Origin of the sequence: Clostridium sp., assembly GCF_021443865.1 — a bacterium.
Classification (GTDB): domain Bacteria; phylum Bacillota; class Clostridia; order Clostridiales; family Clostridiaceae; genus Clostridium.
In genome coordinates this window covers 16,795-32,456 of the sequence record NZ_JABUTB010000004.1, presented here as the reverse complement: position 1 = coordinate 32,456, position 15,662 = coordinate 16,795, and the positions used below count along the sequence as shown (strand labels likewise).

Below are 15,662 nucleotides of genomic sequence, written 5' to 3'. Positions count from 1 at the left end.
ATAATGCGTAATGCACAATGCATAATTAAGGTGTAAATTCCTCCAAGGTCGGAATTTAGTAATAATGAAAGAATGAAGCTTTTCTTTGCTAAAGCAAAATCGAATTTAATTTTTTCATTATTTTGAGCAGCAAAATCTCACTTTGTTATTGATTTATCAATCCAAATGGATATATACTAATATAGCAATTGTAAAACTTTATAATTATTTACTTATATGGGGGTGATTAATATTAGTTATATAGAATTCCAAAATTTATCTAAGAAGTATAAGAATGCTGATAAGTATGCACTTAAAAATATAGATTTTAAAATTGAAAAGGGTGAATTTGTAGTAATACTTGGACCTAGTGGAAGTGGAAAATCAACTCTTTTGGATTTAATTTGTGGCTTTGAGGATATAACTGAAGGCGAAATAATAATAGATGGTAAAGTAATTAATGATATAGAGCCTAAGAATAGGGATGTTTCTATGGTTTTTCAAAATTATGCTTTGTATCCTCATTTAACAGCTTACGAGAATATTGCTTTTGGAATGAAGATAAGGAAGGAAAATAAAAAGGAAATTCATGAGAAGGTAATGTGGGCAGCTAAGATATTAAAGCTAGAGGAGTGTTTAAAGTCTAAGCCTAAGAATTTATCAGGTGGACAAAGGCAAAGAATAGCTTTAGCTAGGGCTATGGTTAGAAATCCTAAGTGCTTTTTAATGGATGAGCCTTTATCTAATTTAGATGCTAAGCTTAGAAATTCTACTTCAAATGAAATTAGGAATTTACATAATGAATTAAATGCAACCACAATATATGTCACTCATGATCAAGTGGAAGCCTTATCTATGGCTGATAAGATAGTTATTTTAAATAATGGAGAAGTTCAGCAAATAGGAAGTCCCTTGGAAATATATAATAAGCCTAGTAATATATTTGTAGCTACTTTTATTGGTAGACCTCAAATAAATTTATTAGACGTAACTATAGATGAAGATTTTATAATTTTAGGAGACTCAATTAAGTTTAGTAAGCCTAAAGCGTTTAATGATTTAAATAAAGGCAAATATATAATTGGAATAAGATCTGAAGATACTATTAAGGTGGACAAGCCTAATGAAGAATATTTTCAAGGAACTGTAGAAAAAATTGAGTATCTTGGAAGTGAAACAATTTATTATCTTAGACATAATGATATTAAGGTTACTTTAAAGGATTATAAGGTAAGCAATATAAAAGTAGGAGATATAATTAATATTAGTTTTAATTTTAACAAAGCTAATATTTTTAATATACTAACAAAACAAAATATAAGGAGCAATTAAGATGAAGGCAAAGAAGATAATAGCAAGCTTATTAATGTTACCAATCCTTATGGTTGGATGTAAGAGTAAGGAAGAAAAGAAAAATGATGAAATTGGTGGAACTATAAAAGTTGTTACCTCTAGAACAGATGCTGATGAGTTATTTGAAAAAATTGAAGAGGATTTTAAAAAGCTATATCCAAATGTAGAAGATATAGTATGGGAATCAGCTGCAGATTATGACAAGTATATAGCAACTAGAATGAATACTAAGGATTATGGGGATGTTTTATTTATACCATTTACTATGAATGGAACACCTGAAGAATATGAAAATTATTTTGAAGGATTAGGAAGTGTTTCTGAACTTGAAGAAAAGTACATTGATGTTACAGAAGCAGATTACAATGATGTTGCATATGGACTACCAGTTGCTTTAAATAGCTTAGGAATTATTTATAATGAAGAAGTTTTAAAGAAGGCTGGAGTAGAAGAAATGCCAACTTCTACTGAAGAATTTATAGAAGCATGTAAGAAGATAAAAGAAAATACTGATGCAATTCCCTTCTATACAAATTACAATAAGACTTTAGGAACTTGGGGAGGAACATTAACTTCTTATGGTGGAGAAGAATATAGATCAGAAATGTTAAAGGCAGGAACTGGATTTAAAGAAGGTCAACCAATTCGTGAAATAATGGATTTATTCTATGAATTAGCTTCAAATGGACTTACAGAACCAGACCCTATAACAGGAGATTTTAATAAATCATTACAAATGTTAGCAGATGGTAAGGTAGCTATGATAATGAAGGGTTCTCAAGATGCAAAGATGATTCAAGGTCTTACATCAAATGGTAGCAAAATAAGCATTGCTTCATTACCTGTTAAGTTTAATGGTCAAACAAGTATTGCTTTTGGAGCACCATCAGTAATTGGAATAAATAAGAATAGTGAAAATAAAGCAACAGCTAAGGCATTTTTAGAGTTCTTTATTTCAGCTGAAAGTGGATATGCAGAAGATTTAGGTGGAATATCACCAAATAGAGAAGATTTAACTGCTGAACAAAAAGAAATTTTTGAAAAGAATAATATAGTATTAACATCAGCTACTGAAACTCCAGAAATTGATGCAAAATATGCTGCAATAGCTAATGAAGTAGGTGTTGGAAGATTAACAGATGTACTTCAAAAGGTTATTAATATAGGTTTATATCCAAATCAAAATGAAAGCTATACTGATTATGTAAACTCCTTAGAAGCTAAGTGGGAAGCAGCAGTAAAGGCAAATGAATAATATAAATTTCATAAAAAAAGAAAGACAAATTATTTTTCTCTTTCTTTTTTTTCCTATTCTTTTATTATTCTTATTTGGATTTTTACCTATAATTGAAATAGTTATTTATAGTTTTACATCTTGGAATGGAATATCAAGTACTAAAGAATTTATTGGCTTTAATAATTATATAAAGGTTTTAACAGATCCAGCATATTTTCAGGTATTTAAAAATAGCTTATATTATTTTTTATCAGGAATACTTCAAATAATAATAGCTATGATTTTTGCTGTTATGCTATCATCAAAGGTAAAATTTAAAGGCTTTTTTAAGGCTAGCTTTGTTTTTCCAACTCTTATAAGTGGAGTTGCTATATCAATGATGTTTAGAGTGTTTTTTGAACCAGGGGGAACCTTTGATGCAGCACTTGGAGCCTTAGGTCTTGGAGAGTTTGTACATTATTGGCTAGGAGATCCTAGAATTGTTAATTACACCTTAGCAAGTATATCTCTTTGGAGGTTTACAGGCAGAAGCTTTATTATGTATTTTGGAGCAATTCAATCTATACCAAGGGAATATATAAAGGCTGCAGAAATAGAAGGAGCTTCTATTATCCAAAAGGTTAGATATGTAATATTGCCTAATATACACACAATAATTAAAATAAATTTCCTTTTGCTTATTATAGGAGCTATATCTGTTTTTGAAATACCTATGATAATGACTAATGGTTCCAATGGAACTAGTACATTCTTATTACAAACTCTTAAAACAGCCTTTGAGCAAAAGAAAATAGGACTTGCAGCTGCTATGGCAGTAATAATTTCAGTAGTAATTATATTAGCAACAATTATTCAAAAGAAGGTATATAGTAATGATGAAGATGAATATTAAGTCTATAATAGCCCAAATATTAAAATATACTGCTTTAATAGGTTGGACAATAATAGTTTTCTTACCTTTAATAACTGTTATTTTTGGTTCCTTTAAAACCTATGATGAATTTACAAGAACTAGTGGAATTACGCCGCCAAATAGCTTTACTTATTTTGAAAATTATATAAAAGCCTTTGTAAATGGGAAAATGCTTGTAGGATTTATTAATACCTTTATATTAATATTCTTTGGAGCAATAGGTAGTGTAATTTTAGGTTCTATGGTTGCCTTTGTTATAAGTAGATTTGAATTTAAATTTAAAAGGTTAATTTTATTTATGTATTTGCTTGTATCAATAGTGCCTATGGAAATGTCTCAAGTAGCAACCTTTAAAATAGTAGATGCTTTAGGTATATACAATACTAGACTTGCTCCAATAATTATATATTTAGGTGCAGATGTGTTAATGGTTTATATTTATATACAAGCTTTAGAAAAGGTTCCAAAAGACTTAGATAAAGCGGCAATGCTAGAAGGAGCAGGATATTTTCAAATATATAGAAAGGTTATATTTCCTTTACTTAAGCCTGCAACAGCAACAGCTATTATGCTTAAAATAATTTCAATATATAATGATTTTTATGTACCATTTTTATATATGCCTGGTGAAGGGTTAAATACTATTTCCACTAGTTTATTTAATTTTATAGGACCAGCATCTACAGAATGGCAGGTAATTTGTGCTGGAATTGTAATAAGCATAATACCAATGATATTATTTTTTATATTTTTACAAAAACATATTTATGAAGGAATTACATCAGGGAGCATTAGGTAATGAAAAATAATTTTTTTAAACGTATTTATACAGTTATGGAGCTTAGAACTGGCTTTGCCACAGGACTTCCTGCTTTAAGTGGGGGATTGTTTGGAGCTTATTTAGCAAAGGATATAAAGGTATTGCCTTTAATTTTAATGTTTATTTCTGGCTTTAGTTTAAATATAGTGGCTAATATAGCAAATGAAATAAGGGCATTTTTAAAGAATGAAGAAAATGAAGATACCTTTACAGGACACCTAGGAAGTGAAGGCTTAGTTAGGGGAGATGCAAAGTTTTTAGATGCAGTAATAGCCTTAATATTTATGCTGGCATTAGGTGGAGGCTCTGGGCTTCTAGTAGTTTTAATAACTAAAAATATCAATATATTAATTATAGGAATATTAAGTGCACTAGCTGCAATAACGTATTCTCTAGGACCAAAGCCTTATATAATTTATCCAGTGGGTGAATTAGTATCAGGGATATTTGCAGGAGGAATAAGCTCCTTTGTATCTGCTTATATACAACAAGGTAAAGTAAGCATTGAAATATTCTTATATTCTCTTATAGCTATGATAATGACAGTATTTTTAATGTCTACAAATAATACTTCTGATTATGAAAAGGACAAGGGTATTAGAGTGACTTTGCCACATATTATAGGCTTTAGAAATTCTATAAAGCTAATAATACCAGAAGGAATAATTATGATAGTAGCTTGGATAATACTATTTGTAACTTCAAAAATAACCTTAATAATATTTATATCAGGCTTACTTATATTTTATTATTACGGATACCTTAAGTGGTATAAGGAGTATTATAAAATAAAGGAAGTATATAAAGAAATGGGGAAAGAATGGGGACCAAGACCATTACTGCTTATATACAGCTTTCACTTTATAATGTCTTTAGAATTTTTAATATATATTATTTTTTATATTGTATAGGGGCACTGTACCATAGTATGATAAGTCTCCGTGGCAAGCTTCAAGTCGCCTTAGGGATAATATGTTACAGGGTCAAAGAACAATATAATTTTATAGATATAAGAATATTAAGGGAGGAAGAGGAAGAATGGTAAGGATAAATTTAAATTTAATAAAGAAGAATCCATTAAGCTTAACTTCAATATTAGCTGATAGACTAGGAATATTTAAAAAATATAGTATAGATATGAATTTATATTTAGATGAAGATTTTTTCTTTAATGGGAATATAGAATTTTTAGAAGGCAGATCAGATGCTATGATGGGAGATACAACCTTCTTCTTTTATATGCTTGAAAAGGGTAAAAGAGCTGTTATTACATCAAATTTAACAAGAACTATAAACTTAGTTGGTGGTAAGAATTTACCTGAAAGTCTAGAAGGAATAAGGGTTGGTGTTAATAGAAGTGGACTTTTTAGGCTCTTTTTAGAAAATGATTTAAAGGATATTATAAAGAATCCTAAAATAGTTTGGATTAACAACACTAATGAGAGAATTGAAGCCTTAAATAATGGAGAAATTCATGCTTTAGTTGCAATAGAACCCTTTGTTTCTAAAGTAGTTAATAATGGTGGAAAAGTAATTTGGGATTCAAGAAATAGTGATAAAAATCTAGTTATGTGGTGCTTTGATGAAGATTTTTATAATAAGAATCCAGAAGGAGTTAGAAATTTTCATAAAGCATTAAACGAAGTAGCAGAAATTTTTAATAATTCCACTGGTGAAGAAAAAGTTAATTATTTTATGGAATACTGTGGTTTCCCTAAGGAGATAGCAGAAGGTTTTAAAAGCTTTACCTTTGAAATTAATGGGGAATACAAAAAAGAAGATTTTGATTTATGCCAAGAATGGATGTATAGAGAGGAAGAAATTAATAAGCTATATAATGGTGAAAAATTAATACAAAATAAATAATTAAGTGTCTATATAATTAAATTATCTTTAAACTTTAAGATGAAAAAAATCTACTAGTAGAAAAATAGTGGATAGTAATATTATTAGAGTTATTGACCAAAATGAGAATTTAAATATTAAAAAAATTAGTGTTAGTAAAACTAATAATGTAAAAAATAATTTTGTGAATTTCATTTTAATTTCTCCTATGTATAATTCTTATTTAGATTATTTTGTCCTAATTTTATAGAATAATACATAAAAGTAACAAAGGTGATATCAAGAAATCTTGATATCACCTTTATTTAAAAACAGAAACTATCTTCTGTTGTTTTGTGCTTTTCTAGCTCTTCTACAATCTGGACATCTTACTGGTTCGTTATCGAATCCTTTTTCCTTGTAGAATTCTTGTTCTCCAACTGTGAAAACGAATTCCTTTCCACAATCTTTACAAATTATTTTCTTATCTTCCATTTTAATTTCCTCCTTAAAATTCATAGGTATAAATTGATATTATCTTCCTTAAGGACAAGAATGAACTTTAAGGGGACAAATTTATCGAATTTTTCCTAATCATTTAAATATTCAACTACATTATAGCATAATGGGAAAATATTGCAAGACGTATTTCTAAAATTATAAAAATATTTTTTTAATATTTAAAATTTTCAAAATAATAGAAAAATATCATTTGGATAAATTATTAGAAGTTCTTTTCTTTTTAAATTTTAAGTAATACATAGTAAATACTATTATAGGAATTATCACAAAAGCTACTAGATTCACAACTTGTATGTACCTTAATATTTTATATAGGTAAAAATTATTCATACCTAGGAAATTTGAGAAAACATAAGTTAGAAAAGTATAAATTCCTATAATTAAAGGTTTATTTTTAAATACTCTCTCTAATATTAATAATATGCTATAGCTAGATAAAAGATATTTTACAAAAAAACCAATAACTGTTTGAACTATAAAAAATAACTCTCCAAATTCTAAAAATCCAGCTACCTCAATTCTTTGGCTTAGTACAAATTCAGGATAAAAGATATTTGCAGCTCTATATGGACCAAAGGCAGTTATTGCACCTACAAAGGATATTACTACAAATGCAATAACAATGACACCAGAATAAAAGCTATGTTTAACGATGTGCTCATCTTTATCAATAAACTTTATAAAAGGAGTTACTATCATAAAGGAAGATAAGCTTCCTAAAATTAATAAAATTGTAGTAAAGAACTTAGTAGACAATCCAGTGCCAAGGACAGGTAGTAAGTGGTTGATATCCTTATACATTTGTGAAAGTATAAAGAATACAATTCCATTTAATATAAGTACAAAAACACTTATTAGTATAAAGATTAATATTGTACGAATCTTTTTACTGAAAATAAACAGTGAAGGTACTATAAAAAATATTAATGCATACCAAACTGGAGTATCAATAAATAAAGTTGTATGAAGTACATTAGCATCAACAGCAGCTGATTCAATAGCGTTTATAAATAAAGCTAATATAAATATAAATAGAAAGAATATTCCTAAAGGCTTTGGCAGTGCTTTAAGAAAAATATCATTTATATCAGAAGCCTCCGTAGTTTTATAAATAGTAGTTATGAAAAATAAGAATAAAATAAAAATTATTCCTGCTATTAAGGAAGCCAGCCATGTATCTCTTCCCCCTATATCTATAAATACTGACATATAAGTCTTAATTGAAATCATAGATACCCCAATTATAAATAATATAAAATGCTTACTAGAAATTTTGTTCATAATAAAACCCTTTCAATTAATATAAATTCATATACTTTCTTTTGGAATTATAAAAAGTCTAATATGTTAACAATTTTCATAATTCCGAATGAAATGAGGAATTATTTCCTTCAGTTTGTTAAATTTGTAGGAAGATAAATACTATGTTTCGGTGACTTGGAGCGAAGCGATGGAATAAGAAATATAATATTTATCTTCATATAGAAAGTATTAGCTAAAACTTCTAAATATATGAATAAATATGAAAAATAATTTAGAAGTTTAAAGTAATTCCTCTCTTGGTGCATATTAAAGTTATTTACAACAAATAATACAAACAGGTGATGTATATGAATAATTTAGAATATATAAAGGAGAAATTAAAAAACTCCTTTGATGTGAAATATAGGCCTGTAAAGACTGTATTAGGCAAGGCAACTATAGTATTTATTGATGACTTATGTAATGCCGAAATGATAAGTGAATATGTTGTATCTCCACTTAGAGGATTTGGAGATTTGCCTCCTAAAGGTGGTGAATTTGTAACATTACAACAAGTAATTGAAAATGCTTTAGATATAAATGCAGCAGGAATAGCAAAGGATGCTGATGATGCCATAATGCATGTATTATCAGGGGATCCAGCGGTTGTTTTTGAAAAATACACAGAAATAATGTATGTAGAAGCTAAGGGCTTTCCTGTAAGGGGAGTTGGCACTCCTGAAACAGAATCAGTTCTTAAAGGACCTAGAGAAGGCTTTAATGAATTAATAGTTAATAATGTAGCTTTAATAAGAAGGAGAATAAAAAATCCAGACTTAAAATTTGAAGCTCTAATAGTAGGAGAAAAATCTCAAACAGCTATTGCAGTATGTTATTTAGATGGAGTAGCTCCTAAGGAATTAATTGATAAAGTAAAAAAACAAGTTAATAATTTAGATTTAAGATTTATATTAGATACTAATTACATAGAAGATGCCCTTAAAAGTAAAAATAGCTTTTTTGATACAGTAGGATATACTGAAAAGCCAGATGAAATTTGTGCAAAGCTATTAGAAGGAAGAGTTGGGGTAATAGTAGATGGAACTCCCTTTGTAATTACAGTACCTTATTTTTTCTTGGAAAATTTTCAAATGCCAGATGATTACTATCTAAATAAATATTATAGTAATTTTAATAGAATATTAAGATGGATAGCTTTTTTCACTGCCACTTTAGTACCTGCATTATATGTAGCAATAATAACATATCATTTTGCAATGATACCTTCCTTATTTATGTTTAGATTAGCAGTTTCTAGAGCTGGTGTGCCATTTCCAACCTTTGTAGAAGTAATTTTAATGATGCTGGCATTCCAGTTTATAAAGGAAGCAGGGCTAAGATTACCACAGCCTATAGGTGGAGCAATGAGTATAGTTTCAGCCCTTATATTAGGGGATGCTGCTGTAAGTGCAGGAATAGCTTCAAGAATTACTATTATAGTAGTAGCTTTAAGCACATTATCTTATTTCTTAATACCAAAGCTTTATGGAGCATTATCATTTTGGGCATTAGTATTAGTATGCTTTGCAGCTGCCTTTGGAGTTCCAGGCTTTTTATCAGGCTGTATACTACTTATAATACAATTATCTGAATTAGATTCAGTAGGATATCAATTCCTATTCCCACTTGGAAGTATAAGTGAATATAAATTTAAGGATGTAATTTTAAGAGGCTCCTTACAGAGAATATCAAAAGATTTTATAAAAAGGGGAGATAAAAATGAAGGCTAAGATTTTTATTAAAATTCTTTCTGTAGCATTTCTTCCTTTATTACTAGTTGGTTGCTTTAATTATAGAGATATAAATAAAGTAAGCTTTGCAACTAGCATTATTTTTGATACTGATGATTTTGGTAGATCAGTGATTTATGTAGATTGCGTTAAACCATATAGAAGTACTAATGAAAGTTCCGATAAGGGAAAGAGAATAATATATAAGGGAATGGGTAAAACAACATTAGAAGCATTAAGAGATGTTAATTTGGCTTCTAGCTATGAATTAAATTACTCTCAAAATAGAGCATATATATTTACAGAAAGAGCAGCTAAAGAAGGAATAAATAAATACACAGATTTAATAAATAATAATCAAGAATTTCAAATAAAACCAGATTTGTTTGTTTACTTTGGAGAAGTTGAGGAATTATTAAAAATAACTTCTAGCGATGAAGAGTATTTAGGACTTTATCTTGAAGAATTAGTTCATAGAAATACCAGAAATCCAAGAGCTATGAGAGCAAACATCAATGATTATCTAAGCAATCAAAAAGAATCCAATAACACTTATGTAATAGGAAGTGTTGAAATTAAAGAAGATGCTTTAGATAAGAAAATAGAAATTGGTGGTGGAGCTGTAATAAAAGATGGAAAATTAGTAGATAGAATAGATTCAAGAGAAGCTATGAGCTACAATCTTTTAACTAATAAGGTTAATAAGGGAACTTTAGAAATTTCTAATCCACAAGATGAAAAAGGGTTTATAACTTTAGAAATTTTGGGCAATAATACTAATAGTAGTTTAATTTATGATAATACAAGAATAAAATTAGTTAAGGATTTAAAGCTTAGAGTCTCCATTGCAGAAATTCAAGGGAGAGCTATAGTAGATAAAGAACTATTAGATTACATAAAGGCATCAAAGGAAAAGGAAATTGAGGCTTATCTTGAAAATTCCTTTAGAAAGTATAAAGAACAAGGAATAGATGTCTTTGATATAGCAAGACTTTTAAATATTAATTATCCAAAGGAAACTATTGATAATCCTATTAGTATAACAGATCTAGAAGTAAATGTTGATTTAACTATTGAGGGAACTGGAATAGTGAAAGATAGTTTGTAAAATATACATAACTATTCATATGATTTACAAATATAGTAAAAACATATTGATATTAAAAGGAAAATAAAGTAAGATTAATTTATACAATTTTTAAGAATTCGATTCATACTATACGTAAAAATGGGGAGGGAGTATGGACGATTATAAAGTTAAATATCAACAAATTAAATCAGATTATGAAGGTTATCAAAAAATTACTGAAGATAAGATACAAGAATTGAGCACTAGAAATGTACAATATGAAAAAAGTTTAGATATGCTTTCAAATGTAATATTAATAAGTAATTATATAAATTCAAATTTAAGTAATAAAGCTATAATACCTATGATTAATGATATGATAATAGGGATTATAGGAGTTACTCAATGCAGTATTTACCTAAATGAAAATGAAGAATTTATTATAAAGGCTACTAATGGTACAGAAGAAAGTATAAAACTTAGCGAAGAATGCATAAAATATATGAATAACCACAAAACTTTTATTTTAAATTCTAAGACAGCAATAACTTGGGATGATAATAATGGAATTTATATTCACTCAAGAATTGGTATACCAATTAAGGTAGAAGAAAAGGTTATTGGGTATATTGTAGTGGATCATACTCATTATAATTTCTTTACTGAATTTCATGAAATTTTCTTAAATTCTATAGCAAGTCAAATAGCTATAGCAATAGAAAATTCAATTTTATATAAGAAGATTGAAAAATCAGCTAAGTGTGATGCTTTAATTGGAATATATAATAGAAAAACTTTTTATAAAGTCGTAAATGAGAGAGTAAAAAATAAAGATGTAAAAGAATATGCAATAGTAATGATAGATTTTGATGATTTTAAACAAATAAATGATACTTTAGGTCATCAATTTGGTGATAAGGTTTTAATAGATACTACGAATTTAATAAAAAGCATGTTAAGAGAGAAAGATGTAATAGCTAGATATGGTGGAGAGGAAATAATATTATATATAGATTGTACTGATGATATTAAAGCAATATATGATAGGATAAACTCTATTAGAAGAGCTCTATCTAAAAATTATGTTTCTGAAGGAAAAATAAAGAAGAATATAACAGCAAGTTTTGGCCTAGGCTTTTATCCCTATGACGGTGATACTCTAGAGGCTGTAATAAATTGTGCAGATAAATTTCTTTACAAAGCTAAGCATGCAGGTAAGAATAAAGTTATGAGTTCACATTTTTTTGGGTAATAGAGGTAGGGAGCAAAATGTTTCTCTATCTTTTTATTTTATTAATGATTTTAGTGTAAATAAAATCATTAGTAAAGAATATATATAAACTAAGATATAAAAAATCTATTAAAGGAGTGGATTCCAATGATTCAAATTTTTTGTTCAAAAAGAGGTGCAGGTAAATCCAAAAAATTAATTGAGCTTGCAAATGAACGTTCATTAATGGCAAAAGGTGATTCTGTTTATATCGATGATGACGCAAGAAGAATGCTACAGTTAAAGGGAAAGATTAGGTTTGTAGATACTAATGAGCTAGGTGTCTTAGATTGTGAAAGTTTTTATGGGCTTATGTGTGGTGTAATATCTCAAAATTACGATGTTGAAAACGTTTATGTTGATGCTTTATCAAATATTGTTAACAAAAATATATCTGAATCAATTAATTTGTTTAAAAAGCTAAAGGAATTCTCTCAAAAATATAACTTGAATATTTTTATTAACTTAAATTGCGAATGCTTAGAAGAACTTCCAGACTCTATTAAGGAATATGTAGCTGTAGCATAAAAATACTTTGCATACAAAGTTTTAAGGCTAATTAGGTGAGAAAATAATTAAACGTAACCTTACGGAACGTAAATAATTTATAAATTTATAGATAAAAAGTAAGATAATAATAATATAATAAAATGAGATAGTTAATTGTGAAATTTCCCTAAGGAAAATATTAAAAGAAGAAAAGCTTTTGGCAATAGCATTAACAAGAGCTTTTCTTTTTTAGCTTAAAAAATGCTTTCAGCAATTGATATTATTATAATAAAAAGATATACTATAATAAGTAAAAATAAGAGGAGGATACGTAGAATGGCTAATGTTTTAGACGAGTTATTAGATCGTGGATACATAAAGCAATTTACTCATGAAGATGAAACAAGAGAATTGCTAGAAAAGGAGAAAATAACTTTTTATATAGGATTTGATCCAACAGCAGATAGTTTACATGTTGGACATTTTATAGCAATGATGTTTATGGCTCATATGCAAAAGGCTGGACATAGACCAATTGCTCTTCTTGGTGGTGGAACTGCAATGGTAGGAGACCCATCTGGAAAAACTGATATGAGAACAATGCTTACTAAGGAGCAAATAGAGCATAATGTTAATTCAATAAAGAAGCAAATGGAAAGATTCATAGACTTTTCAGATGATAAGGCAATTTTAGTAAACAATGCAGATTGGCTACTAAATTTAAATTATGTGGACTTCCTTAGAGAAGTAGGAGTTCATTTCTCAGTAAATAGAATGTTAACTGCAGAATGCTTCAAACAAAGATTAGAAAAGGGACTTTCTTTCTTGGAATTTAACTATATGTTAATGCAAGGATATGATTTCTACGTATTAAATCAAAAATACGGTTGTAAAATGGAATTAGGTGGAGATGACCAATGGTCAAATATGATTGCAGGTGTTGAACTAGTTAGAAGAAAGGCTCAAGGTCAAGCTATGGCTATGACTTGCACACTTTTAACAAACAGCCAAGGTCAAAAGATGGGAAAAACTGTTGGAGGAGCTTTATGGCTTGATGCAGAAAAAACTTCACCATTTGATTTCTATCAATACTGGAGAAATGTTGATGATGCAGATGTAGAAAAGTGCTTAGCATTACTAACATTTGTACCTATGGATGAAATAAGAGCTATATGTGCAGTTGAAGGAGCAGCAATTAATGAAGCTAAGAAGAGATTAGCTTTTGAAGTTACTAAGCTTGTTCACGGAGAAGAGGAAGCAATGAAAGCAAAAACTGCTGCAGAAGCTTTATTCTCAGGTGGAGTTGATATGAGCAATGTTCCAACTGTAACTATTTCTAAAGAAAAGCTAGGATCTACTATTTTAGATATAATGGCTGAAAACAAAATAGTTCCATCTAAAGCTGAAGGAAGAAGATTAATTCAACAAGGTGGATTATCTTTAAATGGTGAAAAAGTTACTGATGTTACAAGAACTTTAGAAGAATCAGATTTAGAAGATGGATCAGCACTATTAAAAAGAGGAAAGAAAAACTACAATAAAATAGTTTTAGGATAGTGAATAGATAATAGGTAAGAGAGAAGAGAGAAAGGTGAAGAGTTTGGGTTGAAACTCATTTGGAGTTTCTGATATTTAAATTTTTGTAATTTGGAACAAATTACTTCATTAATTCTACATTCTTAATTTTGCATTCTACATTAAATAAAGAGCTGTATTTGCAGCTCTTTATTTTATTGGTAGAGTAATTTTTACTTTTATTTCATTTCCATTTTCTATATTTATACTTCCGTTATGATCTTTTATTATTTCATTGCATAGGAATAACCCTAGGCCTGTACTGTATTCATCAACTGAGCTATTTGATTTTATAAAAGGCTGAAATATTTGTGAATAAATTTCTTCAGGTATAGGTGTTTCACTAGAATTAGTAACTTCTATAGTGTAGGTATCATTACTTTTATAAGAGTTTATATGAATTATGGATTCCTTAGAAGAATACTTTATAGCATTATCTATAATGTTAATTAAGACTTCTTTCATTTTATTTAATTTAATATTTAAAATAGATTTTTCTATATTTGAAGATATAGAAAGGTTATATTTTTCTGCTTTTATAGAAAGATCAGAAATTGTTTGATTTATTATTTCTGCAATCTCAACCTCTTCATATATATCATTTATAGATGATAATCCCTTTGAAATTTTTATTATTTCTAGAACTAAGGTATTTAATCTTTCACTTTCTGAATGAATCCTACCTATGGCACGTAATTTAAACTCTTCATCATCTACAACATTTTCTAGAATCATTTCTGAATATCCTATAATTGAAGTTAGTGGGGTCTTAAGTTCATGGGTAACAGTATCAAAAAATATTTTTCTGCTTAGGGCTAGTTTTTCAACTTTATCTTTTTCCTTTTCTATGTCCAAAATTTGTTCTTGGATTTTTGATTTCATATTTATAAATTCATTTGAAAGAATAGAGATTTCATCATTTCCTTCTATATTTATATCTATGTCATAATTACCTTCGCCTAGTTTTTTTGAAGCAGAAGTTAACTTTTCAATTGGGGTAACAATTTTGTTAGTTAGTCTATAGGAAATACCGAAGATAAATATTATTAGAGCAGTTTCAATTAAAGTTAAAATATTAGTAGCCTTTTCATAGTCAATTAATAAATTTGTGTAATCTTTAGTTAAGTTCATTATTCCAATGTAGGACTTGTTTATTATTATGGGATAAGAAAGGATTCCAGTAAGAGTATCATTATCATATTTTATATTAACTATAGTTTTACCATCTTTAACTTCAGGAAGGTTATTTGTAAATTCTATAGGCTTTTCTTTAATGTTTGTAGCAATTAATTCACCATTGACATCTGAAATTTCAAGTTTACTTTCATAATTTAAAGATATATATTCAATCAGATAATTTCCTTCTTGAAGTAAGGCTTTGTCCTTAAAAATATAATCTCTTACGGACAAAGTATATTTTATAGATTCTCTACTACTTTTCATAACTTCTTTTAGGGAGTTTGTAATTGAGGTTTCCATATTTGATTTTAATATCTTTCTAACACCAATATTTAAAGAAACTCCTAGAAATATCATAGTGATAGTTATAATTAAAGTGAATTTATATTTAATTTTCATA

The 15,662-nt window shown here is 28.0% G+C and carries 14 protein-coding genes; 11 read left to right on the top strand and 3 right to left on the bottom strand.

All coding sequences use genetic code 11. From position 1 onward, the window contains the following. Positions 1–222: 222 nt before the first annotated feature. The 6 genes from HUJ77_RS01885 (at position 223) to HUJ77_RS01860 (ending at position 6,168) form a co-directional block, all read left to right on the top strand. Positions 223–1,311 (top strand): ABC transporter ATP-binding protein, encoded by a 1,089-nt coding sequence (locus HUJ77_RS01885; RefSeq protein WP_291706874.1) that lies wholly within the window; start codon positions 223–225, stop codon positions 1,309–1,311. A gap of 1 nt (position 1,312) precedes the next feature. After that, positions 1,313–2,587 carry an ABC transporter substrate-binding protein gene (locus HUJ77_RS01880; protein WP_291706873.1) on the top strand — a complete coding sequence of 425 codons (1,275 nt, stop codon included), beginning with the start codon at positions 1,313–1,315 and terminating at the stop codon, positions 2,585–2,587. Further along, the gene (locus tag HUJ77_RS01875) at positions 2,580–3,461 is read left to right on the top strand and encodes a sugar ABC transporter permease (protein ID WP_291706872.1); all 882 of its coding nucleotides are present in this window, start codon (positions 2,580–2,582) and stop codon (positions 3,459–3,461) included. Before HUJ77_RS01880 ends, HUJ77_RS01875 begins: the two co-directional genes overlap by 8 nt. Continuing rightward, positions 3,442–4,281, top strand: coding sequence for a carbohydrate ABC transporter permease (locus HUJ77_RS01870; RefSeq protein ID WP_291706871.1), 840 nt, complete (start codon positions 3,442–3,444; stop codon positions 4,279–4,281). The genes HUJ77_RS01875 and HUJ77_RS01870 overlap by 20 nt, the downstream gene beginning before the upstream one ends. Then, positions 4,281–5,213, top strand: coding sequence for a prenyltransferase (locus HUJ77_RS01865; RefSeq protein ID WP_291706870.1), 933 nt, complete (start codon positions 4,281–4,283; stop codon positions 5,211–5,213). The genes HUJ77_RS01870 and HUJ77_RS01865 overlap by 1 nt, the downstream gene beginning before the upstream one ends. Before the next feature lie 127 nt (positions 5,214–5,340). After that, entirely contained in the window at positions 5,341–6,168 is an 828-nt protein-coding gene (locus HUJ77_RS01860; RefSeq protein WP_291706869.1) for a hypothetical protein, read from the top strand. Positions 6,169–6,465: 297 nt separating this feature from the next. On the opposite strand, the gene HUJ77_RS01855 is transcribed toward HUJ77_RS01860, so the two are convergent. Further along, a complete protein-coding gene (locus HUJ77_RS01855; RefSeq protein ID WP_016207738.1) occupies positions 6,466–6,621 on the bottom strand; it encodes a zinc-ribbon domain-containing protein in 156 nt (51 codons plus the stop codon). 213 nt (positions 6,622–6,834) lie between these two features. Beyond that, on the bottom strand, positions 6,835–7,929 hold the full coding sequence (locus tag HUJ77_RS01850; RefSeq protein ID WP_291706868.1) for an endospore germination permease: 1,095 nt from the start codon (positions 7,927–7,929) through the stop codon (positions 6,835–6,837). 329 nt (positions 7,930–8,258) lie between these two features. Here HUJ77_RS01850 and HUJ77_RS01845 point away from each other — a divergent pair, with 329 nt between their 5' ends. The 5 genes from HUJ77_RS01845 to tyrS all read left to right on the top strand — a co-directional run bounded on the left by HUJ77_RS01845 (position 8,259) and on the right by tyrS (position 14,065). Then, positions 8,259–9,680 (top strand): spore germination protein, encoded by a 1,422-nt coding sequence (locus HUJ77_RS01845; protein ID WP_291706867.1) that lies wholly within the window; start codon positions 8,259–8,261, stop codon positions 9,678–9,680. Then, positions 9,670–10,788, top strand: coding sequence for a Ger(x)C family spore germination protein (locus HUJ77_RS01840; RefSeq protein WP_291706866.1), 1,119 nt, complete (start codon positions 9,670–9,672; stop codon positions 10,786–10,788). The genes HUJ77_RS01845 and HUJ77_RS01840 overlap by 11 nt, the downstream gene beginning before the upstream one ends. Positions 10,789–10,921: 133 nt before the next feature. Beyond that, complete coding sequence (locus HUJ77_RS01835) at positions 10,922–12,001, top strand: sensor domain-containing diguanylate cyclase (protein WP_291706865.1); 1,080 nt, start codon at positions 10,922–10,924, stop codon at positions 11,999–12,001. A 126-nt stretch (positions 12,002–12,127) separates the two neighbouring features. Then, the gene (locus tag HUJ77_RS01830; protein ID WP_291706864.1) at positions 12,128–12,547 is read left to right on the top strand and encodes a hypothetical protein; all 420 of its coding nucleotides are present in this window, start codon (positions 12,128–12,130) and stop codon (positions 12,545–12,547) included. A 297-nt stretch (positions 12,548–12,844) separates the two neighbouring features. Beyond that, positions 12,845–14,065, top strand: coding sequence for a tyrosine--tRNA ligase (gene tyrS, locus HUJ77_RS01825; RefSeq protein WP_291706863.1), 1,221 nt, complete (start codon positions 12,845–12,847; stop codon positions 14,063–14,065). Between the two features lie 168 nt (positions 14,066–14,233). Here the strand turns inward: tyrS and HUJ77_RS01820 are convergent, their stop codons facing one another. Continuing rightward, a complete protein-coding gene (locus tag HUJ77_RS01820) occupies positions 14,234–15,661 on the bottom strand; it encodes a HAMP domain-containing sensor histidine kinase (RefSeq protein WP_291706862.1) in 1,428 nt (475 codons plus the stop codon). Between the last annotated feature and the right edge of the window lies 1 nt (position 15,662).

Excerpts from the sequence above, each read along its gene's own strand:
- HUJ77_RS01860 (WP_291706869.1), top strand. The coding sequence starts at position 5,341 with ATGGTAAGGATAAATTTAAATTTAATAAAGAAGAATCCATTAAGCTTA.
- HUJ77_RS01865 (WP_291706870.1), top strand. The coding sequence starts at position 4,281 with ATGAAAAATAATTTTTTTAAACGTATTTATACAGTTATGGAGCTTAGA.
- HUJ77_RS01870 (WP_291706871.1), top strand. The coding sequence starts at position 3,442 with ATGATGAAGATGAATATTAAGTCTATAATAGCCCAAATATTAAAATAT.
- HUJ77_RS01880 (WP_291706873.1), top strand. The coding sequence starts at position 1,313 with ATGAAGGCAAAGAAGATAATAGCAAGCTTATTAATGTTACCAATCCTT.
- HUJ77_RS01845 (WP_291706867.1), top strand. The coding sequence starts at position 8,259 with ATGAATAATTTAGAATATATAAAGGAGAAATTAAAAAACTCCTTTGAT.
- HUJ77_RS01850 (WP_291706868.1), bottom strand. The coding sequence starts at position 7,929 with ATGAACAAAATTTCTAGTAAGCATTTTATATTATTTATAATTGGGGTA.
- HUJ77_RS01835 (WP_291706865.1), top strand. The coding sequence starts at position 10,922 with ATGGACGATTATAAAGTTAAATATCAACAAATTAAATCAGATTATGAA.
- tyrS (WP_291706863.1), top strand. The coding sequence starts at position 12,845 with ATGGCTAATGTTTTAGACGAGTTATTAGATCGTGGATACATAAAGCAA.
- HUJ77_RS01840 (WP_291706866.1), top strand. The coding sequence starts at position 9,670 with ATGAAGGCTAAGATTTTTATTAAAATTCTTTCTGTAGCATTTCTTCCT.
- HUJ77_RS01875 (WP_291706872.1), top strand. The coding sequence starts at position 2,580 with ATGAATAATATAAATTTCATAAAAAAAGAAAGACAAATTATTTTTCTC.
- HUJ77_RS01820 (WP_291706862.1), bottom strand. The coding sequence starts at position 15,661 with ATGAAAATTAAATATAAATTCACTTTAATTATAACTATCACTATGATA.
- HUJ77_RS01855 (WP_016207738.1), bottom strand. The coding sequence starts at position 6,621 with ATGGAAGATAAGAAAATAATTTGTAAAGATTGTGGAAAGGAATTCGTT.
- HUJ77_RS01830 (WP_291706864.1), top strand. The coding sequence starts at position 12,128 with ATGATTCAAATTTTTTGTTCAAAAAGAGGTGCAGGTAAATCCAAAAAA.